The organism is Nocardioides caeni (assembly GCF_004912195.1).
In the GTDB taxonomy this organism is placed as follows: domain Bacteria; phylum Actinomycetota; class Actinomycetes; order Propionibacteriales; family Nocardioidaceae; genus Nocardioides; species Nocardioides caeni.
Window position 1 is genome coordinate 341,276 of sequence record NZ_STGW01000002.1, and the last position, 26,654, is coordinate 367,929.

Genomic DNA, 26,654 nt, shown 5'->3' on the forward strand with positions numbered 1-26,654 from the left:
CGTCCTCCCCGCCGGGAAACCCGCAGAATTTACCTTTCGGCACCTCAGGTCGACAGCAACGCCGCCGAGACGCTCAGGCCCGGCGTACGGCGACGGGCTCGACGACGCCGAAGCCCCGCACCGGCCGCGCCGGCAGCGGCCGCGCCTCGATCACGTCCGGGGACAGCAGGTCGGCGGTCGCGTGGTCGACGATGATCCGGTTGCGACGGGCCACCTGGGTGAGCCGGGCCGCGAGGTTGACCGGCGGACCGAAGACGTCGCCCAGGCGCAGGACGACGCCGCCGGTGGCCAGGCCGACGCGGACGTCGGGCATCCGCGGGTCACGGCCGATGACGTTGATGATGCCTTCGGCTGTCTGCACCGCGGCCAGGGGATCGTCGTTCACGAAGAGCACCGCGTCGCCCATGCTCTTGATGAGGCGACCCTGCTCGCGCGAGATCACGTCGCCGCAGCGGGTCTCGAAGATCTCGACGAGCTCCCCGATCCGCTGCCGCGTCACCTCGTTGGACAGCGCCGTGAAGCCGACGATGTCGGCGAACCCGACGGTCAGGTCGGTCGTCCCGACCTCCGTCTCACCGCTGCGGGACGCCTGGATGCGGGTGATCGCGGCGTCGAGGTGGCGTCGCCAGACATAGAGCAACAGCTGCTCGAACCGGTCGCCGTACTGCTCCGCCAGCCAGGCGCTGGGCTCCTGTCCCCCGGCGCCGATGGCCTGGTCGAAGGTCTCCTCTGCCAGCTGCAGCAGCTCGCCGACCTCCCAGTCGGCCAGCCTCGCCATGGTCAGGCCGACGCCACGGGCGAGGTTGAGGGCGATGTCGAAGTCGAGGATGCCCTCGTCGAGGACGTCGGTGATGAGGCCGAGCGCGTCGACGTCCGCCTCGTCGTAGGCGCGGCTCTCGCCGTGCTCGGGAAAGCCCAGGGTGCGCCACAGCCGGCGTGCCCGGTCCACGCCGAGACCGGCCCGCTCCGCCACCTCGGCGGCCGTGAGCCGTGCCCCGTCCCCCGATCCGGGGGCCGGGGACACCGGCTCAGGCGCCTTCGTCGCGTCCTGGTCCACGATGCAGCTCGTGCAGCAGCTCGTGCAGCCGGCGCTGCGTCTCCTCGACGCGCGGGATGTCGTTGAGGCGCGCGACACCGCTCGGGGAGGCGTCGGAGATCAGCAGGCTGCCGCAGCCGAAGGGCCGGTCGAGGAGGTTGATCTCGATGGACACGTCGCTCACCCGCGCCAGCGGGATGTCGTGCCCGCGTCGGGTGAGGATGCCGCGCCGGGTGATGATCCGCCGGTCGGTGAAGGCGTGCACGGTGGCGAACCAGTCGAGGAACGGGCGCACGGAGAACCACAGGATCCCGAGTCCGACGAGGACCCAGAGGATCAGCTGGAGGATGCCCTGGAAGCCGTCGCTGTCGAGAAGCACCTGCCCCGCGACGCCCGCCGCGAGCAGCAGCACCAGCGCGAAGATCGCGCCGAACAGCGCCTTGGGGTGCTCGCGAGTGCTGATGATCAGCTTCTCGCCCGGGTTCAGCAGCTTCGGTGAGATGGCCACGGAGGGATCATCCCACGCACGGGTCAATCGGTGGGACGGACATGGACCACGTCGCCCGCGCCGACCCGCTCGGGACCGTTCGGGGTGTCGACCACGAGACGCCCGTCGTCGTCCACGTCGCTCGCCCGGCCCAGCAGCTGACCGCCGCCGGGCAGCTCGACCCGGACGTCGCGCCCGAGGGTCGCGCAGTGCGAGCGGTACGACGCCGCGAGCCGTGTCGTCGCGAGGTCACCGCCTGCCTGCCACACGTCGTAGCCCTCCCGCACGGCGAGGACGACCCCGGTGAGCACCTGCTCACGGTCCGGCGCTCCCGGCGAGGCGATCGCGAGGCTGGTCGCGGTCTCCACCGGGAGCTCCTCGGCCGTCATCGCGACGTTGATGCCGACTCCGACGATCGCGGCGGGACCGGTGGGGGTCTCGACCCGCTCCACGAGGATGCCCGCCACCTTGCGGTCACCGTCGAGGAGCACGTCGTTGGGCCACTTGACGCGGGCGTCGTAGCCGAGCGTCGTCAGCGCCTTGGCGACGTTGTGCCCCACCAGGAGCGGCAACCACGGCCACCGGGCGGGCTCCACGCTGGGTCGCAGCACCAGCGAGAAGGTCACGGCCGTCCCGGGCGGCGTCACCCAGGTGCGGTCGAGCCGGCCGCGGCCGGCCGCCTGGTGGTCGGCGACGACCACGAGGCCTTCCTGGGCTCCCGAGCGAGCACGCTCGGCAGCCACCTCGTTGGTCGACGGGGTCTCGGGGAGCAGCTCGACACTGATGTCAGGACTCGCGGCGAACGCGTCGGCGAGGCGCTGGGGGTCGAGTGGTCCACGGACAGGGCGCTGGATCGGGCCATCGGTCACACGCACTAGCCTGTCCCAGCAGACGCCCCGACGAAACCCCTGGGGTCCGTCACGATCGAGGAGGCACCAGTGACCGCACAGCCCCAGTCGGCTGACATCGACCTGCACACCACGGCCGGCAAGCTCGCCGACCTGGACCGTCGGACCGATGAGGCGGTGCACGCGCCCGCGGCGAAGGCTCAGGAGAAGCAGCACGCCAAGGGCCGCAAGACGGCTCGCGAGCGGATCGAGATCCTCTTCGACGAGGGCTCCTTCGTCGAGCTCGACGAGTTCGCACGCCACCGCTCGACCGCGTTCGGTCTCGAGAAGACCCGGCCCTACGGCGACGGCGTCATCACGGGCTACGGCACGATCGACGGCCGCCAGGTCTGTGTCTTCTCCCAGGACTTCACCGTCTTCGGCGGATCGCTGGGCGAGGTCTACGGCGAGAAGATCGTCAAGGTCATGGACCTGGCGATCAAGACCGGCTCCCCCATCATCGGGATCAACGAGGGCGCTGGCGCCCGCATCCAGGAGGGTGTCGTCTCGCTGGGCCTCTACGGCGAGATCTTCCAGCGCAACGTCCACGCCTCGGGCGTGATCCCGCAGATCTCCCTCATCATGGGCAACTGCGCCGGCGGTCACGTCTACTCCCCGGCCGTCACCGACTTCACGATCATGGTCGACAAGACCTCGGCGATGTTCATCACCGGCCCTGACGTCATCAAGACCGTCACCGGTGAGGACGTCTCGATGGAGGAGCTCGGCGGGGCACGGACCCACAACACCAAGTCCGGCAACGCCCACTACATGGCCTCCGACGAGGACGACGCCCTCGAGTACGTCAAGGGCCTGATCTCCTTCCTGCCGCAGAACAACCTCGACGAGGTGCCGTCGTTCGACGAGGTCGCCGACCTCGAGCCCACGGCCGAGGACCTCGCCCTGGACACGCTGATCCCGGACAGCCCCAACCAGCCCTATGACATGCACGACGTCATCGGCACCATCGTCGACGACGCCGACTTCCTGGAGGTGCAGGAGCTCTTCGCCCCCAACCTCATCGTCGGCTTCGGCCGGGTCGAGGGCCGCTCGGTGGGCGTCGTCGCCAACCAGCCGATGCAGTTCGCCGGCACGCTCGACATCGACGCCTCGGAGAAGGCCGCCCGGTTCGTGCGGTTCTGCGACGCCTTCAACATCCCGGTGCTCACCCTCGTCGACGTCCCCGGCTTCCTCCCCGGAGTCGACCAGGAGCACACCGGCATCATCCGCCGCGGCGCGAAGCTGATCTACGCCTACGCCGAGGCCACCGTCCCGCTCGTCACCGTCATCACCCGCAAGGCCTACGGCGGTGCGTACGACGTCATGGGCTCCAAGCACCTCGGTGCCGACATCAACCTGTCGTGGCCCACCGGCCAGATCGCGGTGATGGGCGCGCAGGGCGCGGCCAACATCGTCCACCGCAAGACCCTCGCAGCGGTCGAGGCCGAGGGCGGCGACGTCGAGGCGAAGCGCGCCGAACTCATCGACGAGTACGAGACGACGCTCGCCAACCCCTACATCGCGGCCGAGCGCGGCTACATCGACGGCGTCATCAAGCCGTCCGCGACGCGGGCCGAGGTCGTCAAGGCGCTCCGTCTCCTGCGCACCAAGCGGGAGACCCTGCCGCCCAAGAAGCACGGGAACATCCCGCTGTGAACGAATCGACCGACACCGAAGCCACGGAGGCCCCGGCTCCCGCCACCCCGCTGCTGCGGGTGATCACGCCCAACACCACGCCCGAGGAGGTGGCGGCCATCGTCGCCGTCCTCTCTGCGATGGGCGGATCCGCGCCGGCTCCTGCCGCGCCGGTGCGCGAGTGGGCCTCGCCCGCCCGGGCCGCACGCTCGACGGCGGTGCGGGGCTTCCCGCACGGCCGGGGCGCGTGGCGCGCCAGCGGCCTGCCTCGCTGACGGCGGGCTGGGGTCGACCCCCGATCGCCAAGAATTGCTTGATCCGCAGCGCCCGCTGACCGATCTCGGGAAAGATCGTTCCGAGCAATTCGAGGAGGGACGCGGATGCGGGTGTGGTGGCGTCGCGGTGCAGCGGTGGCCTGCGGGCTCGCCGTGGCCGGAACGACCCTGACCGCGCTCGGCGGTCCGGCTTCGTCCCAGGACGACCAGCACTCCGCCGTCTCGACGGGACGCGACCGGTTGGTCGCGATCGACCCGGCCCCCACCACCGCGCCGCCGGTCGAAGTGCTCGCCTCGTCGACCGCGACCGCCGTCGTCGGGGCAGCGGACCTCCCCTTCGACCAACTCCACAGTGACGAGGGGGCCAACCTGACGATCTTCCTCGACTTCGACGGTGCCCGGGTGGCCGGGACGTGGTGGAACCAGCAGGTCGAGGATGGCCCCGCGCCGCTGCCCGACGGGGACTACGCCGCGTGGAGCGTCGACGCCGATCCGGCGCTCGGCGACGACGAGCAGGGTCGCATCCGCGAGATCTGGGCACGGGTGGCCGAGGACTACGCGCCGTTCGCGGTCGACGTGACCACGGAGGACCCGGGTGAGACCGCCCTCCAACGCAGCAGCAGTGCGGACACGACCTACGGGATGCGGGTCCTCATCACCGAGACGATGACGGGTGCGATCGACGCCCGTTCCTACGTGTGCCAGGGAACGCCGTGCGGAGGCGTCGCGTTCATCGACGTCTTCGACACTCCCGGATGGAGCGCGGCACAACCCGCGTGGGTCTTCGGCAACGCGCTATACGACAGCCCGAAGAACATCGCCGATGCGATCACCCACGAGGTGGGGCACACGCTCGGGCTGGTGCACGACCAGCAGGGGTTGGCGCCGTCGTACTACAGCGGCACCGGCGCATGGGGCCCACTGATGGGGGCGCCCTACACGCGCGCACTGACCCAGTGGAGCAACGGCAACTTTCCCGACGCCGTCAACCTCGACCCCTACGAGTTGACCCCCGTCCCCATTCCTCTGCAGGACGACATCGCCATCATCGGTGACATCCTGGGTGTGCGCGACGACGAGAGCGGCAACACCGTCGTCGCCGCCCCACCCCTCGACTCCGACATCGCGTGGATCACCGATGCCGGCGACCAGGACACCTTCGCGCTGGGACATTGCACCGGCCCCGTCGAGGTGGCAGCCCAAGGGGCGGCGAAGGGCGCCAACCTCGACATCGGGCTCGAACTCCTCGACGGCACCGGCGCCACGATCGCGAGCGCCGCTCCCCCGACCGGTCAGTCCTCGGCGGCGACGGCGACCGGCCTCAACGCGACGGTGACGAGCCCTGCCTCGGAAGGCGCCACCTACGTCCGCGTCGACGGCGTCGCCAACTCCGCTGCCGACGACTACGGCAGCGTGGGGCCCTACCGCCTCAGCGTCGTCGGGGACTGCAGCCCGACCCCGGCCCCGACGAAGCCGGGCGCCCCCTCGTCGGTCGAAGCCACTCCTCACGCCACTGCCGCCGAGATCACCCTGACCTGGGCAGCGCCGGCGTCCCCGGGCAGCAGCGCCATCACCTCCTACGTGGTCGGCCGGAGCGGCGCAACGAGTGTCACGGTGCCGGCGACGGAGACCAGCCACACCTTCATCGGTCTCGCTCCCGCGACCACCTACCACTTCTCGGTCGCGGCGGTGAACGGTGCCGGCACAGGCCCCAGCGCGACGGACGACGCCACGACCGCGGCGACGCCGACGACTGCGAGCACGACGGTCGGGAACCTCACGGCGGCATGGGTGAGGGCCGGACGCACGGTGGCCCTCACCTGGCTGCCGCCGGCCGACGACGGGGGCTCAGCCGTGGCCACCTACGAGGTGCTCGTCGACGACGAGCTCGTCTCGGCGTTGGCCGCGCCGCAGAACTCGGCGACCGTCCTGAGCCTCGCACCGGGTCGGCACACCTTCGGGGTTCGCGCGGTCAACGGTGTCGGCACCTCGCCCACGACGACGGTGGCGCTCACCGTCCCGAAGTACGCCAGCCGCACCACGCTGCGCGCGCCGACCACGGCCCGCCGCGGGTCGCGTCCCACCATCCGGGTGGCGGTCGCCGCGCTGGGGACGACGAGCATCGCTCGGGGCCGCGTGCGGATCTCCGTCAACGGCCGGGCGGTGGCGACGCTCGCCGTGGCCGGGCGCACCGTCTCCTACCGACTCCCCCGGCTGCCGCGCACGGCCCGGGCGGTGGTCGTGGCGTCGTACCTCGGCAGCACGACGGTGGCCACGTCCCGCGTCTCCCGGAGCGTGCGGCTCACCCGATAGTCGGGAGCGCGACGTCGGCGTCGACGCATAGGGTCGAGCCCATGACCCGCCCCGTGGATGCCCGCAGTGACCAGTTCGTCGACGAACTCTGCGCGCTCGACCCCATCACGGCGACGTTCGCCGGGGTCGCGGGGCACGACGACCGCCTTCCGGACCTCTCCCCCGACGGGTTCACCGCCCGGGAGGATCTGCACCGCCGGGCGCTGGCGGAGGTCACCGCGCTGACGCCGACGGACGAGCGCGAGCAGGTGGCACAGGACGGCTTCCGGGAGCGGGTCGGTCTCGCCGTCGAGCAGGCGGACGCGGGAGTCGAGCGCAGCGAGTTCTCGGTGATCTCCAGCGGGTTGCACGCCGTGCGCGAGGTCTTCGACCTGATGCCCCAGGACACCGACGACGACTGGGACGTCATCGGCGCTCGCCTCGACGCGATCCCCACGGCACTCGCCGGCTACCGCGCGACCCTGCTGGACGAGGCGACGCAGGGACGGGTCTCCGCCCGTCGGCAGTACGTCGAGGTGGCGGCCCAGGTCCGCGGCTGGACCGGGCAGGAGGGCTCGGCCGGCGACTTCTTCGCCGGACTGGTCGCCGAGGCACCCGAGGCCCGCCGCGAGTCGCTGACGAAGGTGGCGGCCGGCGCCAGCGCGGCGTACGCGGAGTTCGGCCGGTTCATCGAGGCGGACCTGCTCCCCCGCGGGCGCGAGGTCGACGGGGTCGGCCGGGAACGCTATGCCCTGGCCTCCCGCGGCTTCCTCGGCGCGAGCGTCGACCCCGAGGAGACCTATCTGTGGGGCTGGGAGGAGCTCAAGCGCATCGAGGACGACATGGCGCACACCGCGCAGCGGATCGTCCCCGGCGGATCGGTCGCCGATGCCGTCGCGGCGCTCGACGCCGACCCGGCCCGCGACCTCGGCAGCCGCGAGGCGTTCCAGGCGTGGATGCAGGAGAAGTCCGACACCATTCTCGCGACGTTCAACGGCCAGCACTTCGACATCGCCGAGCCGATCCGCACGCTGCACTGCAAGGTGGCGCCGATCAACGACGGCGGCGCCTGGTACACGCCTCCCTCCGAGGACCTGTCGCGGCCGGGCACCATGTGGTTCTCCTTCACCGACGACCACGAGCGGTTCTCGACCTGGCGGGAGACCACGACCGTCTTCCACGAGGGTGTCCCGGGCCACCACCTGCAGTGCGCCCAGGTGGTCTTCCAGGCCGGGCTCCTCAACCGGTGGCAGCGACTGATGAGCTGGGTCAGCGGGCACGGCGAGGGCTGGGCCCTCTATGCCGAGCGGCTGATGGACGAGCTCGGCCACTTCGCCGACCCCGGCGACCGGCTGGGCTTCCTCGACATGCAGGGCTTCCGCGCCGCGCGCGTGGTGGTGGACATCGGCGTCCACCTCGGTCTGACCATCCCGCAGGACAACCCGTTCGGCTGGCGCGGTGGCGAGACCTGGGACGCCGACCTCGTCCATGAATTCCTGCGCGCCCACAGCCGGATGGACGACGGCTCGCTCCGCTTCGAGGTCAACCGCTATCTGGGGTGGCCGGGGCAGGCGCCGTCCTACAAGGTCGGCGAGCGGATCTGGCTCGAGGCGCGCGATGAGGCGCGGGCGCGCCACGGCGCCGCCTTCGATCTCAAGGCGTTCCACACCGCGGCCCTCGACCTCGGCTCGATCGGTCTCGACCCGCTCAAGATGGCCCTCGCCCGCATCTGACGCCCGACACCGGTCAGTAGGGTGGCGGCGTGCCCGTCCTCGTCCTCGCCTCCGCCTCGCCCGCACGCCTGGCGACCCTCCGCGCCGCCGGGCTCGACCCGACGGTGATCGTGTCCGGGGTCGACGAGTCACAGGTGGTCGACGTGCCGCCCGCCGAGCTCGCCCTGCGTCTGGCCGAGCTGAAGTGCGGGGCAGTCGCCGACCGTGACGACCTGCCCCCCGAGGCACTCGTCCTGGGCTGCGACTCGGTGCTCGAGCTCGACGGCGAGGCGCTGGGCAAGCCGTCCGACGCCGACGACGCCCTCGCCCGCTGGCAGGCGATGCGCGGACGGTCCGGGGTCCTGCACACCGGCCACTGCCTGCGCGACACGACGGGCCGGCGCCAGTCCGCGGCGACCGCCTCGACGACCGTGCACTTCGCCGAGGTCGACGACGACGAGATCGCGGCCTACGTCGCCACCGGTGAGCCACTGCACGTGGCCGGAGCGTTCACCGTCGACAGCCTGGGCGGCGCGTTCGTCACCCACATCGAGGGCGACCACCACAACGTGGTCGGGGTGAGCCTTCCCCTCGTGCGCACCATGGTCCGCGAGCTCGGCCACCGGTGGACCGATCTCTGGTTGCGCTGATCCGATCGGGTCGACGTACGACAGAGAAACTTCCTCACCTCGGGTGAGAAACCTCCCCACCTCGGTCGAGAAACCTGCCCACCTCGGGGTCACTCGACGGGCAGGCCGAGCCCCCGGGCGATGAGCATGCGCTGGACCTCGGAGGTGCCCTCGCCGATCTCGAGGATCTTGGCGTCGCGATAGAAGCGCGCGACGGGATACTCCTCCATGAAGCCGTAGCCGCCGAAGACCTGCGTGGCGATCCGGGTCGCGGTGACGGCGGACTCGCTGGTGTAGAGCTTGGCGACGGAGGCGGCCTGCTTGAAGTCCTTCATCGACGGACCGCCGCCGCCGAGCATGGCGTCCTTCATGGCCGCCGCGCGGTAGGTCAGCATCCGCGAGGCGTGCAGCATGACCTCCAGGTCGGCGATCTGGAAGGCGACACCCTGCTTGCGACCGATCGGTCCGCCCATCGTCTGCCGATCCAGGGAGTACTCGACGCACAGGTCGACGCAGGCCTGGATCAGGCCGACCGCCAGCGCGGCGATCGCGACTCGTCCGTCGTCGAGGATGGCGAGGAACTGTGCGTAGCCCCGGCCACGCTCCCCGACCAGGTTGCCCTCGGGCACCCGACAGTCGGAGAAGGCGAGCGGATGGGTGTCGGAGATGTTCCAGCCGAGCTTGTCGTAGGCCGGCTCCGCGACGAAGCCGGGCGTCCCCGCGGGCACGATGATCGCGGAGATCTCGGGGCGGCCCGTGTCACTGACGCCGGTGCGCGCGGTGACCGTCACCAGCGAGGTGATGTCGGAGCCGGAGTTGGTGATGAACTGCTTGGACCCGTTGATGATCCACTCGCCGTTCTCGAGCTCGGCCCGGGTCTTCGTCGCCCCGGCGTCCGAGCCCGCCCCGGGCTCGGTCAGACCGAAACCGGCGAGACGCTGTCCGGCGACCAGGTCGGGCAGCCAGGTCGCCTTCTGCTCCTCGGTGCCGTAGGTGAGGATCGGGTTGATCCCCAGGCCGACGCCGGCCTCGAGCGTCACGCCGAGCGACTGGTCGATGCGTCCCAGCTCCTCGATCGCCAGGCACAGCGACGTGAACGGGCCGTCCGCGGGATCGATCCCGGCGCCGCCGTACTCCTCGGGGGAGGTGAGACCGAACAGTCCCAGGTCACCCATCCTCTGCACCACGTCGGTCGGGAAGTGGTGGGCGCGGTCCCACTCGCCGACGTGGGGGCGGATCGTCGCCTCGGCGAAGTCGCGGACCGTACGACGGAACGCCTCGTGCTCGCGGGACAGCTCGAACTGGGTCATGGTCGCCATCCTAGGTCGTCTGGTTAACGATTGTTAACCTGAGGAGCCCGCAGGAGGTGATGGCCGCAAGGTGTGGCGCCGGACACATCCACCAGTCATTACTGACCGGTTAGCGGATAGGTGGACGAGACCGGGTCCCACGGGCCCTAGACTCCGTCGGTGGCGCGTGAACCGCCGCCACCGACTCAGCCGTCAGGAGTGTCTTTCGTGTCCCAGTCCGTGCAGCCGCTGCGCAAGGTCCTCATCGCCAACCGTGGAGAGATCGCCGTCCGCGTGATCCGGGCTGCGAAGGACGCCGGCATCGAGTCCATCGCGGTCTACGCCGAGCCCGACGCGAACGCCCTGTTCGTCCGCCTCGCCGACGAGGCCTACTCGCTCAACGGCTCGACGCCGGGTGACTCCTACCTCGTGATCGAGAAGATCATCGACGTCGCGAAGAAGTCCGGCGCGGACTCGGTGCACCCCGGCTACGGCTTCCTCGCCGAGAACGCCGAGTTCGCCCAGGCCGTCCTCGACGCCGGGCTGATCTGGATCGGCCCCTCCCCCGCGGCCATCGAGGGCCTCGGCGACAAGGCGAAGGCCAAGCAGATCGCCCTGGCGGCCGGCGCGCCGCTCGCGCCCGGCCTCAAGGACGCGGTCAAGGACGCCGACGAGATCGTCGCCTTCGCCCAGGAGCACGGCCTGCCGGTCGCCATCAAGGCCGTCTTCGGCGGTGGCGGACGCGGCCTCAAGGTCGCCCGTACCCTCGAGGAGATCCCCGAGCTCTACGAGTCCGCGACCCGCGAGGCCATCTCGGCCTTCGGTCGCGGCGAGTGCCTCGTCGAGAAGTTCCTCGACAAGCCGCGCCACGTCGAGACCCAGTGCCTGGCCGACCAGCACGGCAACGTCGTGGTCGTCTCCACCCGCGACTGCTCGCTGCAGCGCCGCCACCAGAAGCTGGTCGAGGAGGCCCCCGCGCCCTTCCTCACCGACGAGCAGAACGAGCGGCTCTACGAGTCCTCCAAGGCCATCCTGCGCGAGGCCAAGTACGTCGGCGCCGGCACCTGCGAGTTCCTCGTCGCCGCCGACGGCACCATCTCCTTCCTCGAGGTCAACACCCGCCTCCAGGTCGAGCACTGCGTGTCCGAGGAGGTCACCGGCATCGACCTGGTCCGTGAGATGTTCCGCATCGCCGCGGGCGAGGAGCTCGGCTACGACGACCCCGAGGTCCGCGGTCACTCGATCGAGTACCGGATCAACGCCGAGGACGGCGGCAACAACTTCATGCCGGCCCCCGGCACGCTCACCAAGTGGAACCCGCCGCAGGGCCCGGGCATCCGCGTCGACGGCGGCTACGAGAACGGCGAGACCATCCCCGGCTCGTTCGACTCCCTCATCGCCAAGCTGATCGTCACCGGCCGCGACCGCACCCAGGCGATCGAGCGCTCCCGGCGCGCGATCGCCGAGTTCGAGGTCGACGGCATGCCGACCGCGCTCACCTTCGACGAGGTCATCGTCAACGACCCCGCCTGGGTGGCGTCGTCCAACCCGACCGGCGAGGGCTCCTTCGACGTCTACACGACGTGGATCGAGACCGAGTTCAACAACACGATCGAGCCCTACCAGGGCGGTGCCGGCGAGGCCGACGAGCCCGCCGAGAAACAGACCGTCGTGGTCGAGGTCGGCGGCAAGCGCGTCGAGGTCGTCCTGCCCGCAGGACTCGGTGGCATCGCCTCCGGTCCGGCCGCCGGAGCCAAGAAGCCGAAGCGCGCCGGTGGCAAGAAAGCCGGCGCCGCCGCTTCGGGCGACTCGGTGACCAGCCCGATGCAGGGCACCATCGTCAAGGTCGCCGTCGAGGACGGCCAGGAGGTCGCCGAGGGCGACGTCGTCGTCGTCATCGAGGCGATGAAGATGGAGCAGCCCCTCAAGGCCCACAAGGCCGGCACCGTCACCGGCCTCGCGGCCGAGGTCGGCGCCACCATCGGCAACGGCGAGGTCGTCTGCGAGCTCAAGGACGCCGGCGCCTGAGCTTGCGAAGGCGCCGACAGCGTCCGCAGGTCGAGGAGCGTCGGCTCGGACCGAGCCTGCGAGGGCCGAGCGACGCGTCTCGAGACCACAGTGCGGACCTCGTCGAGGTGAGCACAGGCATCTCGTGACGCTCGCTGGCGCTCGCTCCTCGATGACCGGGGCGGTCCTGCGTCAGGCCGTCACGATCCGGTCCCGACCGGCCTGCTTCGCCTCGTAGAGGGCGACGTCGGCGCGCGCGAGCGCGGCCTCGACATCCTCACCGCGGGCGACACCAGCGATCCCGAAGCTGACCGTCGGGCGCGACGGGGCACTGTCGGCGTACCTGCGGACGATCGACGCCGCGATCTCCTCGGCCGGACAGCCCGCGGTCAGCAGCACGAACTCGTCACCGCCGAGCCGGGCCACCAGGCCCCGGTCGCCGACGACCTCCTCGCAGGCGAGCGCGAACGCGCGCAGCGCCTCGTCACCCGCGGCGTGACCGCTGCCGTCGTTGAGCCGCTTGAAACGGTCCAGGTCGGCGAGGACCACCGCGCCGTGGCTGCCGAGCCGCAGGCCGTCGACCTGGCGCTGGGCGGTGCGGAGGAATTCAGCACGGTTGAGCAGTCCGGTGAGGTCGTCGCGGGTGGCGCGCACCCGCAGCTCAGAGGTCTGCTGCTCGTGGCTCAACGCCGACATCGAGTAGGTCACGACGACGAGGAACATCAGCGTCAACAGGGTCGTGGTCGGGCTCCCGAAGCCGATGCTGAACACCGGGTGGTCGGGTCCGACGACGACGAACACGACGGCCCTCAGGAGATAGAAGGAGCCGATCGCCGCAGAGGACAGGGCGATGGAGGCCAGCGCGAAGTGGATCTGCGGGCGCACGTGGTCGAGAGCGGTCAACACCCGGCGCACCTCGGCCGCCGACCAGCCGATGAGGACCGCCATGCCCGCGAGATAGGCCGCGCCGCCCGACCACACGTCGCGCGACGGCGTGCCGGCAGCGGAGGCCAGCAGCACCCCGGTGGGCACGACGGCCAGCTGCCACCAGGTGGTGTCCCGCTCCCCCAGTGACCGCGCCCCGCCGACGAGACATCCGGCGCCCATCGCCCCGACGACATTGCCGGCCGGGTTGGCGACCACCTGCACGGCGGTGCCGTTGAAGAGGAACAGCAGCGCGCCGGTGATGAAGCACGCCAGCGACGCGCACCACCAGCCGCTGTAGGCCGCGCGGGTCGTGCGGTAGGTCGCGCCGTAGAAGAGCACCAGCACGCACAGCGCCACCAGCCCGAAGGCCACGCGCAGGGTGAAGGTGTCCAACACGCGGCAAGGCTAGGTCGCCGACGAGCGCTCCAGCTGCCGAACGCGGGATCGCTGGCCCGCTCCGGGCCGAAATCTGACCGAACGGACCGAGACGTGGTCACTTCCGGGGGTGGACCGGCCCCCCGATGGGGGACCAAGGTCTCGGGCCCGGGCACCGTAGGCTCGCGGTCGTGACCCGCCTTCGCGACCCCGCCCACCGGGTGAGTCCCCGCGCCCGGACCCTCTGGTACGTCGAGGCGGTGCTCGAGGCGCTGGTCGTGATGGTCGTGGGCGTGGTCGGTGCCGTGCTCGTCGTACCGGACCCCTGGCGGTGGGCGTTGGCCGCGGCCGTCGTCGTCGTCAGCGCCACCGTCGCTCTCGTCGTGCCGCAGTGGCGCTATCAGGTGCACCGGTGGGAGGTGTCGGACACGGCCGTCTACACCCAGCGCGGCTGGTGGGCCCGCGAGCGGCGGATCGCGCCGATGTCGCGGGTGCAGACCGTCGACTTCGCGCAGGGCCCGATGGCCCGGATCTTCGGCCTCGCCACCGTCACGGTCACGACCGCCTCGGCGGCAGGCCCGCTGCAGATCGAGGGGCTCGACCAGGCCGTCGCAATCCGGCTGGTCGACGACCTCACCCTGAAGGCCGACCTCGACGCGGGCGACGCGACGTGACGATCGGCCCGACGGCGCACACGACGCAGGCGGGGCCTACGGGGCAGCCAGACTGGGAGCGGCTCGACCCGCGGATGCTGCTGGTCCACCCGATCATCGAGGTCGGCAAGTTCCTGCCTGTCCTGATCGGCCTGCTCGTCGCCGGCGGCGCCTCCGGCACCGGTCCGTGGGCACTGCTCGGTGTCGGCGTCCCGGTCGCGCTCGGCGTGGTCCGCTATCTCACCACCACCTGGCGGATCCACGACGACCGCGTCGAGCTGCGCCGAGGGCTGCTCCAACGACACAACCTCTCGACGCCCGTCGACCGGGTGCGCACCGTCGACCTGACCGCACCGCCGGTCCACCGGGTGCTCGGGCTGGCCAAGGTGGTCATCGGCACCGGCAGCGTCACGTCCGAGGCCGACGAGCGGCTCGAGCTCGACGCGCTCCCCCGCGAGCAGGCCGCCGGGCTCCGGACCAGGCTGCTCCACTCCCGCGGCGCCGGAGCCGAGCACCCCGATGCGGGCTACGCGGCGCCGGTCATCGCCCCCGAGGTCGTCGTCACCCGCTTCTCCGTCCGCTGGCTCTGGTACTCGCCGTTCAGCGGCACCGTGCTCGTCGCCGTCGGTGCCGTGCTGGCTGCAGTGGGCCAGCTCGCCGAGCTCGTCGAGATCAGGATCTCGGAGGAGGACTTCGCGCTCGTCGATGCCAGGTTGGTCGCAGCCGTCGCCGTCGCGGGCCTCGTGGTGGCGCTGCTCCTCGGCGTCGTCGGCTACCTCGTGACCAACGGCGGCTTCCTGCTGTCCCGCCAGGGCGCCGCCTGGCACGTACGACGCGGCCTGGTCACCCGGCGGGAGACCAGCATCGACGTGGCCCGTCTCGCCGGCGTCTCGATCGCCGAGCCGGCGGTCCTGCGCTGGGTGCGCGGGCGGCGCGTCCGGGCCATCGTGACCGGCCTCGGCTCCGACCAGTCGAGCTCGGCCGTGCTGCTGCCCCCCGCCCCCGCCTCGACCGCCCGGCAGGTCGCCGCCGCCGTGCTCGACACGCCCGAGCCGGCCACGGGCACGCTCACCCCGCACGGTCCGGCGGCGCGCACGCGACGCTTCACCCGTGCCCTGCTCGGCGGGCTGCCCTTCGCCGCGGCGCCGGTCGTCGTCGTACTGCTCACGGAGGCGACGCCCCGACTCCTGGTCCTCTCCGCGCTGGTCGTCGTCCTGTGTCTGCTCCTCGCGATCGACCGCAGCCGCGCGCTCGGGCACGCGCACCTCGCCGGCCACGTCGTGATGCGGTCCGGGTCGCTGGCCCGCAGCCGCGACGCCCTCGCCGATCGGCACGTGATCGGCTGGAACCACCGCGCGACCTGGTTCCAGCGCCGCGCCGGCCTGGTCTCGGTCAGCGCGACGACCGCCGGCGGCCGTGGCAGCATCCAGGTCGACGACATGCCCGTGCCCGCCGCCTGCGCGCTCGCCGTCGCCGCGACGCCCGGCCTGATCGACCAGTTCCTGCTCGACCCAGCGGAGGAGGGTCCATGACCGACCAGCCCGATGGCAGCCCCGACGGCAGCCCCGACGGCAGCCCCGACGGCAGTTATGCGCCGCTCAGCGACGGCCGTCCCGATCCCGGCGAGGTCGTGTGGGCCTGGGTGCCCTTCGAGGACGACCCGGCCCGGGGCAAGGACCGACCGGTGCTCGTGATCGGCACCGAGACCGCCACCGACGGCGACCTGCTGGTGCGCTGCCTGGTCCTGACCAGCAAGGACCACGACCGCGACACTGCGCAGGAGGCGGCCGCCGGTCGCCTGTGGATGGACGTCGGCACCGGAGGCTGGGACCGCGAGGGCCGCCCGAGCGAGGTGCGGCTCAACAGGCTCGTTATCCTCCCCGCCGCGGACGTACGACGGGAGGGCGCCGCCCTCGCGCGCCCGGTCTATGACGCGGTGATCGCCGCGCGGGCCGCGCTGGACTCCGACCCGCGATGACCGCCCCCGAGGAGCCGTCCACCCCGGTCGAGGGCCCGGTCGAGGGCCCGGTCGAGGGCCCGGTCGATGGACAGGTCGAGGGTCATGGTCCCGTGCTCGCGGGCATCATCACCGCGGTCGTCGGCTTCAGCAGCTCCTTCGTCGTCGTCCTCGCCGGCCTGACCGCGATGGGCGCGAGCGCCGAGCAGGCCGCCTCCGGCCTGGCGACGCTCTGCGTCACGCAGGCGCTCGGGATGGCGTGGCTCGTCTGGCGCCACCGGATCCCGGTGACGCTCGCCTGGTCCACGCCCGGCGCCGCGCTGCTGGCGTCGATGGCCGGGGTGGCCGGCGGTTGGTCGGCTGCCATCGGCGCGTTCGTGGTCACCGGGCTGCTGATCCTCCTGACCGCCCTGGTGCCGGGGCTCGGCGACCTCGTCGCCGCGATCCCCCACAGCCTGGCCCGCGCGATGCTGGCCGGGGTCCTGCTGCCGCTGTGCCTCGCGCCGGTCCTCGCCGTCGTCGATGCCCCGCGCCAGGTCGCGCCGATCATCCTCACCTGGCTGGTGCTGCTGCGCCTCGCTCCCCGGTGGGCGGTGCCCGGGGCGCTCGCGGTCGCCCTCGGGACGGTGCTGCTGACTGCGCACGTCCCCGCGTCCGCGCTGGCGCCCAGCCTGACCTGGACCACCCCGACCTGGTCGCTGTCCGCGCTGGTCGGCATCGCCCTGCCGCTCTATGTCGTGACCATGGCCTCGCAGAACGTCCCGGGCGTCGCGGTGATGGCCGGTTTCGGCTACCGCGTGCCGTGGCGCGAGTCCCTCGCGGTCACGGGCATCGGCACCACCCTGGGCGCGCCGACCGGGGGCCACGCGATCAACCTCGCCGCGATCAGCGCCGCCCTCGCCGCGGGACCGGCCGCGGGAGCCGACCCGAAGCGGCGGTGGCTGGCGGCGGTGAGTGCCCTGGCGTCGTACCTCGTGCTGGCGGTGGGCAGCAGCGCCCTCGCCGCCATGGTGGTCGCCGCCGAGGACGGCGTCATGCAGGCCGCCGCCGGCCTGGCCCTGCTCGGGACACTCGGTGCCGCGCTGGCCGAGGCCCTCGCCGACCCGTCCGAGCGCGAGGCCGCCGCCGCGACCCTGGTGGTCGCCGCCTCCGGCGTCACCGTGCTGGGGATCGGCGCCGCCTTCTGGGCGCTGGTCGTCGGCCTGCTGCTGCGCGCCTTCCTGGCGCGCCCACCGCTCAGACCTACTTCACCTCGAACATCGTCGACTTGAGGCCGAAGCGGATCCGGAAGGCATCCGCGGTCAGCGTCGTCGACGTGCTGGCGCCGACCACCTTGACGCTGGCCGCCCGTCCCCCGGCATTCGCGACCTCGGTGATCTCGAGTCGCTGGAAGTCACCGATGCCGGGGAACGACTTCTCGATCGCGTCGTCGCTCAGCGTCACCTCCCAGGACGTGTTGGGATTGCCCGACCACTGGCTCCACGGGTCACGCTTCGTGACGAGGTAGGGCTGCGCCCCCGCGAGCGTCCAGCCGCCGCTGCTGGAGGAGAACTGGGCGAAGATCGGCTTGCCCGCATAGGTCCGCACGATGCCCGCGGTCGCCGCGATCGCGCGGTCGCTGGCCGAGTGCTCGACGCTCACTCCCCGATAGACCTGGCAGGAGGCGGTGTCGCACAGGTCGTAGTGACGCGGGTGGGTGCTGCTCCGCTCGAAGACCGCGTAGGTGCGGGCGGCGACGGCCTGCGCGCGTACGGCGTGCGGGCTCCAGAGCGCTGGCACCTCGGCCGGGACGACGCCGCGCAGGTAGGTCTCGAGCGAGACGATGCTGACGCTGTCGCGGCCCACGCCGTCGCCGGGGACGGCCGAGCGCAGTGCGCCGCGGTAGGTGGACGTGCCGCCCCGGTGGAAGAGCCGCATCGCCGCTCCGGCCGCACGGAACTCGGCCTCGCCGGGGATGTCGCGCACGGCCCGCCACCGGTCGGTCAGCACCCACAGCCGGGTGTTGCGGTTGCCGTCGACCGGCGAGAGCCGCCACCGGGTGGCCCCGGTGCGCGCGAGCCGCCACGAGGTGCCGGTGCGCGCGCTGCGGACGGTCAGGTTCGACCGGGCGCCGACCACGGTGTAGTCCGCGGGGTTCGCCGTCAGCAGCACCCGCATGGTGCCGCCGACCCGTGCATTGCGTGTGCCCGGGTAGTAGAAGTCGAGGATCTGGTTGGTGCTCTTGCCCAGGTTCTCCGCGGCGTTCTGCGCGCCGTACTGCGAGAGGCCGTGGCCGTGGCCCCAGCCGGATCCGGACAGCGTGACCGACGCCGGGCCCGCGGCCGGCGCGGCGGGGGCGGGCAGGCCGCTGAGGGTCGCGGCCGCACCCAGCAGCAGGCTGAGCAGTGTGATGCGCGTCAATCCCGAGGTTCCGAGCATCTGTCGAGGGTAGCCGCCGGTTAAAGGACGCAGGTGCGAGCGAACTAGGATCCATGACCATGACCGAGCGCGACAGCACCCAGGCCACGGACCCGACGCCCGCTGGGACCAGCGGCGTCGTCGTACCCGACCGGCCGGCGCTGGAGGGGCTCGAGGAGAAGTGGGCCGCGCAGTGGAAGGCCGACGACACCTACGGCTTCGACCGCACGCAGCCGCGCGACAACGTCTATGCGATCGACACCCCGCCGCCGACCGTCAGCGGCAGCCTGCACGTCGGCCACGTCTTCTCCTACACCCACACCGACCTGATCGCGCGCTTCCAGCGGATGCAGGGCAAGTCGGTGTTCTACCCGATGGGGTGGGACGACAACGGCCTGCCGACCGAGCGCCGGGTGCAGAACTACTTCGGCGTCCGCTGCGACCCGTCGCTGCCCTACGACCCGGACTTCACTCCGCCCGAGAAGCCGGACCCCAAGCGGCAGGTGCCGATCAGCCGGCCCAACTTCATCGCGCTGTGCGAGCAGCTCGTCGAGCAGGACGAGAAGATCTTCGAGGACCTGTGGCGCACCCTCGGCCTCAGCGTCGACTGGAAGATCAACTACACGACGATCGGCGCGAAGGCGCAGACCGTCAGCCAGCGCGCCTTCCTGCGCAACCTGAGCCGCGGCGAGGCCTACCTCCAGGAGGCGCCGACCCTGTGGGACGTCACCTTCCAGACCGCGGTCGCGCAGGCCGAGCTGGAGGCGCGTGACTACGCGGGCGCCTATCACCGCGTGGCCTTCCACAAGCCCGACGGCTCGCCGGTGTTCATCGAGACGACGCGCCCCGAGCTGATCCCGTCGGTCGTCGCGCTCATCGCGCACCCCGACGACGAGCGGTACGCCGACCTCTTCGGCACCACCGTCACCTCCCCGGTGTTCGGCGTGGAGATCCCCGTGCTCGCCCACGCGGCCGCCGAGAAGGACAAGGGCGCCGGCATCGCGATGTGCTGCACCTTCGGTGACCTCACCGACGTGCAGTGGTGGCGCGAGCTGCGGCTGCCGGTCCGCACCGTCATCGGCCGCGACGGCCGCTTCACCCGCGAGACGCCCGAGTGGCTCTCCTCCGACGTCGCCTCGGCGGCGTACGAGGACCTGCAGGGCAAGACCGTGCACTCCGCCCGCGAGGCGATGGTCGCGAAGCTGAAGGAGAGCGGCGACCTCGACGGCGACCCGAAGCCGACCCAGCGGATGGCGAACTTCTACGAGAAGGGCGACAAGCCCCTCGAGATCGTCTCCACTCGCCAGTGGTACATCCGCAACGGCGGCCGCGACGCCGGCGTCCGGGACCAGATGCTCGCGCGCGGCGCGGAGATCGACTGGCTGCCGACGCACATGAAGCACCGCTTCGACAACTGGGTCGGCGGCCTCAACGGCGACTGGCTGATCTCGCGCCAGCGCTTCTTCGGCATCCCCTTCCCCGTCTGGTATCCCCTCGACGCCGACGGCGAGCCCGACCACGGCCGCCTGCTCGTGCCGACCGAGGCCGAGCTGCCCGTCGACCCGTCGACCCAGGCTCCGGCCGGCTACACCGAGGACCAGCGCGGCAAGCCCGGCGGCTTCGTCGGCGACCCCGACGTGATGGACACGTGGGCGACGTCGTCCCTGACCCCGCACATCGCGGGCGGCTGGGAGTCCGACCCCGACCTGTGGTCGCGGGTCTTCCCGATGGACCTGTGCACCCACGCCCACGACATCATCCGGACCTGGCTGTTCGGCCGCGTCGTGCGTGCGCACTTCGAGAACGGCGCGGCCCCGTGGTCGCACGCGATGATCTCCGGCTTCATCGTCGACCCCGACCGCAAGAAGATGTCGAAGTCCAAGGGCAATGTCGTCGTGCCCAACGAGATCCTCGACAAGTACGGCGCCGATGCCGTCCGCTGGCGCGCCGCGATCGCCCGCCCCGGCCTGGACTCGCCCTTCGACGAGACCCAGATGAAGGTCGGCCGCCGACTGGCGATGAAGGTCCTCAACGCCTCGAAGTTCGTGCTCGGCAGCGTCGGCGCGACCGAGTTCAGCGTGGCACTCGTCAGCCAGCCCGTCGACACCGCCCTGCTCGGCCGCCTCGCCGGCGTCGTCACCCGGGCCACGGAGGCGTTCGAGGCCTACGACTACACGACGGCCCTCGAGACGACCGAGAAGTTCTTCTGGGAGTTCTGCGACGACTACCTCGAGCTGGTCAAGGAGCGGGCCTACGACGCCGAGGGCGGCGACGCGTCCGACTCGGCCCGCGCGACCCTGGCGCTCGCCCTCCAGGTCCAGCTCCGCCTGCTCGCTCCGTTCCTCCCCTATGTGACCGAGGAGGTCTGGTCGTGGTGGCAGGAGGGCTCGGCCCACCGCGCCCCCTGGCCGACCGTGACCGAGCTCGGCTCGGCCGCGGCGTCCGACGGCTCGATGATCGACGCGGTCGCGTCCGCCCTGTCGGGCATCCGCGGCGCGAAGTCGGCCGCCAAGGTGAAGATGCGCGCCCCGCTCGCGCGCGTCGAGGTCACCGGCCCGGCGCAGCTCATCGAGTCCGCGCAGAAGGCCGCCGACGACCTCCGTCGTACGGGCAACGTGGTGGGCGACCTCGAGTTCACCGTCGCGGAGGACGCCAACGAGATCACGGTCGCCGCGGAGATCGCCGAGCAGCCCGAGTAGTCGGGAGTCCGGGCAGCCTGAGCAGTCGGGGCCGGGTTCTCGTGCGGTCGGGCCTCAGTCGCCCGGCCACTCCCCCGTCCAGCGCTCGAAGGCGCGGGCGCCACCACGGTCGATGAGCGCCCGGACCACCGAGAAGATCGCGCCCTGGAGCATCGCCGCGACCAGGACCTTGCGCAGCCGGTATTCGGACTGCAAGGGCTTCGGCGGGTCCTCGGAGGCGTCCGGGTCGACCCGCCGCCACACCTGCTGGAACACCTGGCCGGCGACGAGACCTCCGATGAGGCTGCCGATCAGGCCCCACGGGCGATAGAGCAGCTTCGCGCTCCGGCTGGTCCTCTTCTCCGTCCTCTCGGCGGTCATCGTCGACCACCTCGCCGGCGCCGGACCACGACGACGGTCACGACGGCGGCGGCCAGCAGGCCGACGACCGCGATCACCCTCGTCTGGCCGACCTCGTCGACCCGCCGGCGGGTGCGACCCACGACGTCGGCCTTGGCGGCGAGCTGGTCGATGTCGCGTGCCAGCTGCTCACGGGTGCGCTCGATCTCCCGCTCGACCTCGTGCCGGTCGGGGGCGGTCCCGTTGGTGCTCTCGGTGGCCGCGTGGCGGCCGGTGCTCCCGGTCATCTGCTCTCCTCCCGTCACCGTGCGCCGTGGTGCTTGACGGCGTCGATGTCGGCCTTGACGCCCGCGAGGGCAGCCTCCGGGACAGGAGGCGTCGCCTCGGCCACCTGGCCCTTGCCGACCACAGCGGCGACGCCGGCACCAGCCAGCAGCGCGAGACCCACGAGGAGCGCGGACAACCATGCCGGCACCGCCAACGCGAGCGCGATCACCGCTGCCGCGACCAGGACGGCGACCCCGTAGAGCGCGAGCAGCCCGGCCGCGCCGAACAGCCCCGCGCCGATGCCGGCGCGCTTGGCCTTGCCGGTCATCTCCAGCTGCGCCAGCCGCAGCTCGTCGCGGACGAGGGTCCGCACGTCCTCGGTCACCCGGGCCACGAGTTCACCCGTCGTCGGGTCGTCGGCTCCGTGCTTCTCGGTGTCCTGCCTCCAGGACGATGGAATGGTCATCTCGGCCTCCCAGGATCGCGAACGGTCTCCTGGACGGTTCCCGAACGCGGGAAAGCGATACGGCCCACCCAGCCATCCGCGGTCGGGCCGGGGCGGATGCCGCTTCGCGACGACCGGGTTTCGAGACGCGCCGTCGCGACCTCGTGCGGACCCGCTGTTCGATGATCTGCTCCGGACCGGCGATGGCGCTCGGCGAGGACGGGCGCGCCGATTCACCACGGTATGTAGGTGAATCGGCAACCGATTCACCACGGTATGCAGACGACCTTCCGCTTCCCGTCTGGAGTTCGCCGCGGGCAGCACCAACTCGCCTACATACCGTGGTGAATCGGCAACCGTCGTAGCCGACGTGACCGGCGAGTGCCGGTCAGGCAGGCAGGTCGCGGAAACGCGGCAGCCACCGGTCGAGGCGCCGTCCGATCTCCGACGGCCGTTCGTAATCGCGCCACACGAAACGCACCATGGGCCATCCGGTCTCCTCCCGGAGCAGATCCTCACGCTTCTTCTCATCGAACACCGCGTCGCCAGGCTCCTGCCCATCCCGGAGCAACCGGCCGTACTTGACCCTTCCATCGAACTCGCCGAGCAACCCGTACTTCGGCCACGCCCAGTCGCAGATCCCCACGAGCAGACCCGACGACGTACGGACCTCCCACTGGAGCTCGGGCGCGGGGAAGCCGAGCGAGCGGAACGACCACCGCCCGCGGCTCTCTCCCACCGAGCCGGCTCGCCCGTACGCCATACGGAGCGGGATCTGCAGGTGCTGCCGGCCACCTCTGCAGGCGCGCGTGCAGCGACCACAGGTCATCAATGACGAACTGGCCCGAGCGCAGTCCCGAGTCAAGCACGCACATCGCCACCTCACTCGGATGTCGTGAGGCTGCCTCAAGAACGCACCTCGGGGCTCTCAACACCTTTCCGACCTCCGTGTCGACGAGGTCGTGATCGTCGACGACTCCCTCGTGATGGACGACGTCACCCTCGACTCGACCCTGGCCGCCGTCGAGCCGGGTCACGTGGATGCGTCCGAGTCCAAGGCCCCATGCGTCGATGCCATGCGCCACGACCCCGGAGGCGTGGCTCAGGGCGACCGAGTCCCCCAGCGATCGGAGTACGGCGCGCGAGCGGATCAGGTGACGCTGGACATCGTCGGCCGCCTCCCACTCATCGACGAACGCGTAGAACCCGCGGCGGAACCGGATGCACGTGCGTGACCGCACCATCTGGGTGAGGTGTTTGTCGAGGTATCCGGCGCTGAGCGCCTCCTGGCGGGTGAAGAAGCCGAAGGTCGCCGTCAGAATTCGGAGTGGATCCATCGGACCATCGTGTGTGCGAGGCACCCCACCAGGGGCCGCGTCGCTGCAGCGCTGGGGACAGCGACCAGCGATTCTGCTGCCTGTGGAGCAAATCCGGTCAGACCTGGGGCGTCCGATTCACCACGGTATGTAGGCAAGTGGACAGTTCTATGGCGGAGTTCCACCCGGCAAGCGACAACTCACCTACATACCGTGGTGAATCGGTCCCCGAACGTGGCTCGTGCCGCGGCAGCTCGGGCAGATGCCTCTTCGCGACGACCTCGTGCCTCGGTCGCGGGCGCTCCTCAACCCGCCTTCGCGACGCGACCGCGCTCGTTCCTCGCGCGGTCGCTGCTCAGGCGGACTTCTTCTTGGGCTTGGACTCGCGCAGGACCAGGGTGGGCGCGACGTCGTCCATGACGACGTCGCCGGTCACGATGACCTTCTCGACGTCGCCGCGGCTGGGGACGTCGTACATCACGTGGAGGAGGACCTCCTCGATGATGGCGCGCAGGCCGCGGGCGCCGGTGCCGCGCTCGAGCGCCTTGTCGGCGATCGACGCGACAGCGTCCTCGGTGAACTCCAGCTCGACACCGTCGAGCTCGAAGAGCTTCTTGTACTGCTTGGTGAGCGCGTTGCGGGGCTCGGTGAGGATCTGGACCAGGGCCTCCTGGTCCAGCGGGCTCACGCTGGCGATCAGCGGGAGGCGGCCGATGAACTCGGGGATGAGGCCGAACTTGGTGAGGTCCTCGGGACGGACCTGGGCGAGCAGGTCGTCGGCGGCCCGCTCGGCCTCGCCGCGGGGCTCGGCGGTGAAGCCCAGCGACTTCTTGCCGACCCGCTGCTCGATGATGTGCTCCAGACCAGCGAAGGCGCCGCCGACGACGAACAGGATGTTGGTCGTGTCGATCTGGATGAACTCCTGGTGCGGGTGCTTGCGGCCACCCTGCGGGGGCACCGACGCGGTCGTGCCCTCGATGATCTTGAGCAGCGCCTGCTGCACGCCCTCACCGGAGACGTCGCGGGTGATCGACGGGTTCTCGGCCTTGCGGGCCACCTTGTCGATCTCGTCGATGTAGATGATGCCGGTCTCGGCCTTCTTGACGTCGTAGTCGGCCGCCTGGATCAGCTTGAGGAGGATGTTCTCGACGTCCTCGCCGACATAGCCGGCCTCGGTCAGCGCGGTGGCGTCCGCGATCGCGAACGGCACGTTGAGCATCCGCGCCAGGGTCTGGGCCAGATAGGTCTTGCCGCAGCCGGTCGGGCCGATGACGAGGATGTTGGACTTGGCGACCTCGACGACCTCGTCCTTGCTGTGCTTGCCGGACGCGCCGCCGACCGCCTGCACGCCGGCCTGGACCCGCTTGTAGTGGTTGTAGACCGCGACGGCCAACGACTTCTTGGCCTGCTCCTGACCGATGACGTAGGAGTTGAGGAAGTCGAAGATCTCCTTGGGCTTGGGGAGGTCGGCGATCTCGACCTCGCTGCCCTCGGCCAGCTCCTCCTCGATGATCTCGTTGCAGAGATCGATGCACTCGTCACAGATGTAGACACCCGGACCAGCGATGAGCTTCTTGACCTGCTTCTGGCTCTTGCCGCAGAACGAGCACTTCAGCAGGTCGCCACCGTCACCGATGCGTGCCACGGGTCCTCCTCAGGTGTGAACTCCCCGACGGTACCCCGTGCCGCGCCCGTTGGGGGGCGGGACACGGGGTCGACCGTACGTCGATCGGGGTGCTCATCGTTGCTTGCTGGTCAGACGAGTGCCGGGGTCTTGAGCGACTCGAGGATCGAGTCGATCAGGCCGTAGTCGATGGCGCCCTGAGCGGTCAGGATCTTGTCGCGCTCGATGTCCCGGCTGACCTCGTCGATCGACTTGCCGGAGTGGTCGCTGATCATCTTCTCGAGCAGCTCGCGCATCCGGAGGATCTCGTTGGCCTGGATCTCGATGTCCGAGGTCTGGCCGAAGGTGCCCTCGGTGTAGGGCTGGTGGATCAGGATCCGGCTGTTGGGCAGCGCGAGACGCTTGCCCTTGGCGCCGGCGGCGAGCAGGATCGCGGCGGCCGAGGCGGCCTGGCCGATGCACACCGTCTGCACGTCGGGCTTGATGAACTGGATCGTGTCGTAGATCGCGGTCAGCGCCGTGAACGATCCGCCCGGTGAGTTGATGTAGATGCTGATGTCCTGGTCGGGGTTCATCGACTGCAGGCACAACAGCTGCGCGATGACGGCGTTGGCGACGTCGTCGGAGATCGGCGTGCCGAGGTAGATGATCCGGTCCTCGAACAGCTTGGCGTAGGGATCGATGCGGCGGAACCCGTAGGAGGTCCGCTCCTCCCACTGCGGGATGTAGTAGTTCATGACGTGCCTCAGTCCTTCTTGTGGGCCGGACGACCCTCGTCGACGGCTTCCCTGGCGCTCTTGATGACCTGGTCGACCAGGCCGTAGTCCAGTGCCTCCTGGGCGGTGAACCAGCGGTCGCGGTCGGCGTCCTCGGTGACCTGCTCGACGCTCTGGCCGGTGTGCTCGGCGATCAGGTCGAGCAGCACCTTCTTGATGTGCAGCGACTGCTGGGCCTGGATCTTGATGTCGGAGGCCGAGCCGCCCATGCCGGACGACGGCTGGTGCATCATGATCCGCGCGTGCGGCAGGGCGTAACGCTTGCCCTTGGCGCCGGCGCACAGCAGGAACTGGCCCATCGACGCAGCCAGGCCCATGCCGACCGTCGCGACGTCGTTGGGGATGTAGTTCATCGTGTCGTAGATCGCCATGCCGGCGTCCACGGAGCCACCGGGGCTGTTGATGTGGAGGAAGATGTCGGCCTCGGGGTCCTCGGCCGACAGCAGGAGCAGCTGGGCGCAGATCGCGTTGGCGTTCTGGTCGCGCACCTCCGAGCCGAGGAACACGATCCGCTCGCGGAGCAGCCGGCTGTAGATGTTGTCGTCGAGGAAGTTGATCCCCGCGCCGCCGTTCATCTCGGGCCCGCGCGCAGAGGGGGCGGAGCCACCGGGAAGATTCTGAGTCACGCGA

The 26,654-nt window shown here is 70.9% G+C and carries 25 protein-coding genes; 12 read left to right on the forward strand and 13 right to left on the reverse strand.

Annotated elements, in window-relative coordinates; genetic code table 11:
* Positions 1-73: 73 nt before the first annotated feature.
* The 3 genes from E9934_RS05390 to E9934_RS05400 are packed head-to-tail and all read right to left on the reverse strand — an operon-like array spanning position 74 to position 2,392.
* Entirely contained in the window at positions 74-1,057 is a 984-nt protein-coding gene (locus tag E9934_RS05390) for an adenylate/guanylate cyclase domain-containing protein (protein ID WP_238694782.1), read from the reverse strand.
* Complete coding sequence (locus E9934_RS05395; protein WP_136561826.1) at positions 1,029-1,544, reverse strand: PH domain-containing protein; 516 nt, start codon at positions 1,542-1,544, stop codon at positions 1,029-1,031. Before E9934_RS05395 ends, E9934_RS05390 begins: the two co-directional genes overlap by 29 nt.
* Before the next feature lie 23 nt (positions 1,545-1,567).
* Positions 1,568-2,392 (reverse strand): biotin--[acetyl-CoA-carboxylase] ligase, encoded by an 825-nt coding sequence (locus E9934_RS05400; protein ID WP_136561827.1) that lies wholly within the window; start codon positions 2,390-2,392, stop codon positions 1,568-1,570.
* Positions 2,393-2,461: 69 nt separating this feature from the next.
* Between E9934_RS05400 and E9934_RS05405 the strand changes: the two genes are divergently transcribed.
* The 5 genes from E9934_RS05405 to E9934_RS05425 all read left to right on the forward strand — a co-directional run bounded on the left by E9934_RS05405 (position 2,462) and on the right by E9934_RS05425 (position 8,974).
* Positions 2,462-4,066: an acyl-CoA carboxylase subunit beta gene (locus tag E9934_RS05405; protein ID WP_193556866.1), complete on the forward strand. Its 1,605-nt coding sequence runs from the start codon at positions 2,462-2,464 to the stop codon at positions 4,064-4,066.
* Positions 4,063-4,320 (forward strand): acyl-CoA carboxylase subunit epsilon, encoded by a 258-nt coding sequence (locus E9934_RS05410; protein WP_136561829.1) that lies wholly within the window; start codon positions 4,063-4,065, stop codon positions 4,318-4,320. The genes E9934_RS05405 and E9934_RS05410 overlap by 4 nt, the downstream gene beginning before the upstream one ends.
* Before the next feature lie 105 nt (positions 4,321-4,425).
* Positions 4,426-6,633 carry a fibronectin type III domain-containing protein gene (locus E9934_RS05415; protein ID WP_136561830.1) on the forward strand — a complete coding sequence of 736 codons (2,208 nt, stop codon included), beginning with the start codon at positions 4,426-4,428 and terminating at the stop codon, positions 6,631-6,633.
* A 41-nt stretch (positions 6,634-6,674) separates the two neighbouring features.
* Positions 6,675-8,345: a DUF885 domain-containing protein gene (locus E9934_RS05420; protein WP_136561831.1), complete on the forward strand. Its 1,671-nt coding sequence runs from the start codon at positions 6,675-6,677 to the stop codon at positions 8,343-8,345.
* Between the two features lie 29 nt (positions 8,346-8,374).
* Positions 8,375-8,974 carry a Maf family protein gene (locus E9934_RS05425; RefSeq protein WP_136561832.1) on the forward strand — a complete coding sequence of 200 codons (600 nt, stop codon included), beginning with the start codon at positions 8,375-8,377 and terminating at the stop codon, positions 8,972-8,974.
* An 89-nt stretch (positions 8,975-9,063) separates the two neighbouring features.
* On the opposite strand, the gene E9934_RS05430 is transcribed toward E9934_RS05425, so the two are convergent.
* On the reverse strand, positions 9,064-10,263 hold the full coding sequence (locus E9934_RS05430) for an acyl-CoA dehydrogenase family protein (protein ID WP_136561833.1): 1,200 nt from the start codon (positions 10,261-10,263) through the stop codon (positions 9,064-9,066).
* A 207-nt stretch (positions 10,264-10,470) separates the two neighbouring features.
* Between E9934_RS05430 and E9934_RS05435 the strand changes: the two genes are divergently transcribed.
* A complete protein-coding gene (locus E9934_RS05435; protein ID WP_238694783.1) occupies positions 10,471-12,270 on the forward strand; it encodes an acetyl/propionyl/methylcrotonyl-CoA carboxylase subunit alpha in 1,800 nt (599 codons plus the stop codon).
* A gap of 171 nt (positions 12,271-12,441) precedes the next feature.
* On the opposite strand, the gene E9934_RS05440 is transcribed toward E9934_RS05435, so the two are convergent.
* Positions 12,442-13,572, reverse strand: coding sequence for a GGDEF domain-containing protein (locus E9934_RS05440; RefSeq protein WP_136561834.1), 1,131 nt, complete (start codon positions 13,570-13,572; stop codon positions 12,442-12,444).
* A gap of 170 nt (positions 13,573-13,742) precedes the next feature.
* On the opposite strand from E9934_RS05440, the gene E9934_RS05445 reads away from it, so the two are divergent.
* The 4 genes from E9934_RS05445 to E9934_RS05460 are packed head-to-tail and all read left to right on the forward strand — an operon-like array spanning position 13,743 to position 17,432.
* Positions 13,743-14,225 carry a PH domain-containing protein gene (locus E9934_RS05445; RefSeq protein ID WP_238694784.1) on the forward strand — a complete coding sequence of 161 codons (483 nt, stop codon included), beginning with the start codon at positions 13,743-13,745 and terminating at the stop codon, positions 14,223-14,225.
* Positions 14,222-15,736, forward strand: a complete 1,515-nt coding sequence (locus tag E9934_RS05450) for a PH domain-containing protein (protein WP_136561836.1) — start codon at positions 14,222-14,224, stop codon at positions 15,734-15,736. Before E9934_RS05445 ends, E9934_RS05450 begins: the two co-directional genes overlap by 4 nt.
* The gene (locus E9934_RS05455; protein ID WP_136561837.1) at positions 15,733-16,182 is read left to right on the forward strand and encodes a type II toxin-antitoxin system PemK/MazF family toxin; all 450 of its coding nucleotides are present in this window, start codon (positions 15,733-15,735) and stop codon (positions 16,180-16,182) included. Before E9934_RS05450 ends, E9934_RS05455 begins: the two co-directional genes overlap by 4 nt.
* On the forward strand, positions 16,179-17,432 hold the full coding sequence (locus E9934_RS05460; protein ID WP_136561838.1) for a benzoate/H(+) symporter BenE family transporter: 1,254 nt from the start codon (positions 16,179-16,181) through the stop codon (positions 17,430-17,432). The genes E9934_RS05455 and E9934_RS05460 overlap by 4 nt, the downstream gene beginning before the upstream one ends.
* Here E9934_RS05460 and E9934_RS05465 read toward each other — a convergent pair.
* Entirely contained in the window at positions 17,404-18,579 is a 1,176-nt protein-coding gene (locus E9934_RS05465) for a SpoIID/LytB domain-containing protein (protein ID WP_136561839.1), read from the reverse strand. The genes E9934_RS05460 and E9934_RS05465 overlap by 29 nt on opposite strands.
* Before the next feature lie 53 nt (positions 18,580-18,632).
* On the opposite strand from E9934_RS05465, the gene valS reads away from it, so the two are divergent.
* Complete coding sequence (valS, locus tag E9934_RS05470; protein WP_379191276.1) at positions 18,633-21,257, forward strand: valine--tRNA ligase; 2,625 nt, start codon at positions 18,633-18,635, stop codon at positions 21,255-21,257.
* 54 nt (positions 21,258-21,311) lie between these two features.
* On the opposite strand, the gene E9934_RS05475 is transcribed toward valS, so the two are convergent.
* The 4 genes from E9934_RS05475 to E9934_RS05490 form a co-directional block, all read right to left on the reverse strand.
* The gene (locus tag E9934_RS05475; protein ID WP_136561841.1) at positions 21,312-21,617 is read right to left on the reverse strand and encodes a DUF4235 domain-containing protein; all 306 of its coding nucleotides are present in this window, start codon (positions 21,615-21,617) and stop codon (positions 21,312-21,314) included.
* Positions 21,614-21,883: a DUF3618 domain-containing protein gene (locus tag E9934_RS05480; protein WP_136561842.1), complete on the reverse strand. Its 270-nt coding sequence runs from the start codon at positions 21,881-21,883 to the stop codon at positions 21,614-21,616. Before E9934_RS05480 ends, E9934_RS05475 begins: the two co-directional genes overlap by 4 nt.
* Positions 21,884-21,897: 14 nt before the next feature.
* Positions 21,898-22,329, reverse strand: a complete 432-nt coding sequence (locus E9934_RS05485; protein ID WP_136561843.1) for a phage holin family protein — start codon at positions 22,327-22,329, stop codon at positions 21,898-21,900.
* Between the two features lie 367 nt (positions 22,330-22,696).
* The gene (locus tag E9934_RS05490; RefSeq protein WP_136561844.1) at positions 22,697-23,047 is read right to left on the reverse strand and encodes a hypothetical protein; all 351 of its coding nucleotides are present in this window, start codon (positions 23,045-23,047) and stop codon (positions 22,697-22,699) included.
* A gap of 223 nt (positions 23,048-23,270) precedes the next feature.
* On the opposite strand from E9934_RS05490, the gene E9934_RS05495 reads away from it, so the two are divergent.
* On the forward strand, positions 23,271-23,543 hold the full coding sequence (locus tag E9934_RS05495; protein WP_158294935.1) for a hypothetical protein: 273 nt from the start codon (positions 23,271-23,273) through the stop codon (positions 23,541-23,543).
* A gap of 436 nt (positions 23,544-23,979) precedes the next feature.
* Here E9934_RS05495 and clpX read toward each other — a convergent pair whose 3' ends face one another.
* From clpX to E9934_RS05510, 3 genes are all read right to left on the reverse strand, one after another.
* On the reverse strand, positions 23,980-25,269 hold the full coding sequence (clpX, locus tag E9934_RS05500) for an ATP-dependent Clp protease ATP-binding subunit ClpX (RefSeq protein ID WP_136561846.1): 1,290 nt from the start codon (positions 25,267-25,269) through the stop codon (positions 23,980-23,982).
* Between the two features lie 110 nt (positions 25,270-25,379).
* Positions 25,380-25,985 (reverse strand): ATP-dependent Clp protease proteolytic subunit, encoded by a 606-nt coding sequence (locus E9934_RS05505; protein ID WP_136561847.1) that lies wholly within the window; start codon positions 25,983-25,985, stop codon positions 25,380-25,382.
* Positions 25,986-25,993: 8 nt separating this feature from the next.
* Positions 25,994-26,599: an ATP-dependent Clp protease proteolytic subunit gene (locus tag E9934_RS05510; RefSeq protein ID WP_136561966.1), complete on the reverse strand. Its 606-nt coding sequence runs from the start codon at positions 26,597-26,599 to the stop codon at positions 25,994-25,996.
* Positions 26,600-26,654 lie beyond the last annotated feature (55 nt).

Bases quoted from the DNA above. Each gene is read 5' to 3' on its own strand.
- E9934_RS05415 (WP_136561830.1), top strand. From the start codon at position 4,426: ATGCGGGTGTGGTGGCGTCGCGGTGCAGCGGTGGCCTGCGGGCTCGCC.
- E9934_RS05420 (WP_136561831.1), top strand. From the start codon at position 6,675: ATGACCCGCCCCGTGGATGCCCGCAGTGACCAGTTCGTCGACGAACTC.
- E9934_RS05430 (WP_136561833.1), bottom strand. From the start codon at position 10,263: ATGACCCAGTTCGAGCTGTCCCGCGAGCACGAGGCGTTCCGTCGTACG.
- E9934_RS05455 (WP_136561837.1), top strand. From the start codon at position 15,733: ATGACCGACCAGCCCGATGGCAGCCCCGACGGCAGCCCCGACGGCAGC.
- E9934_RS05460 (WP_136561838.1), top strand. From the start codon at position 16,179: ATGACCGCCCCCGAGGAGCCGTCCACCCCGGTCGAGGGCCCGGTCGAG.
- E9934_RS05465 (WP_136561839.1), bottom strand. From the start codon at position 18,579: ATGCTCGGAACCTCGGGATTGACGCGCATCACACTGCTCAGCCTGCTG.
- valS (WP_379191276.1), top strand. From the start codon at position 18,633: ATGACCATGACCGAGCGCGACAGCACCCAGGCCACGGACCCGACGCCC.
- E9934_RS05475 (WP_136561841.1), bottom strand. From the start codon at position 21,617: ATGACCGCCGAGAGGACGGAGAAGAGGACCAGCCGGAGCGCGAAGCTG.
- E9934_RS05480 (WP_136561842.1), bottom strand. From the start codon at position 21,883: ATGACCGGGAGCACCGGCCGCCACGCGGCCACCGAGAGCACCAACGGG.
- E9934_RS05485 (WP_136561843.1), bottom strand. From the start codon at position 22,329: ATGACCATTCCATCGTCCTGGAGGCAGGACACCGAGAAGCACGGAGCC.
- E9934_RS05505 (WP_136561847.1), bottom strand. From the start codon at position 25,985: ATGAACTACTACATCCCGCAGTGGGAGGAGCGGACCTCCTACGGGTTC.
- E9934_RS05510 (WP_136561966.1), bottom strand. From the start codon at position 26,599: ATGAACGGCGGCGCGGGGATCAACTTCCTCGACGACAACATCTACAGC.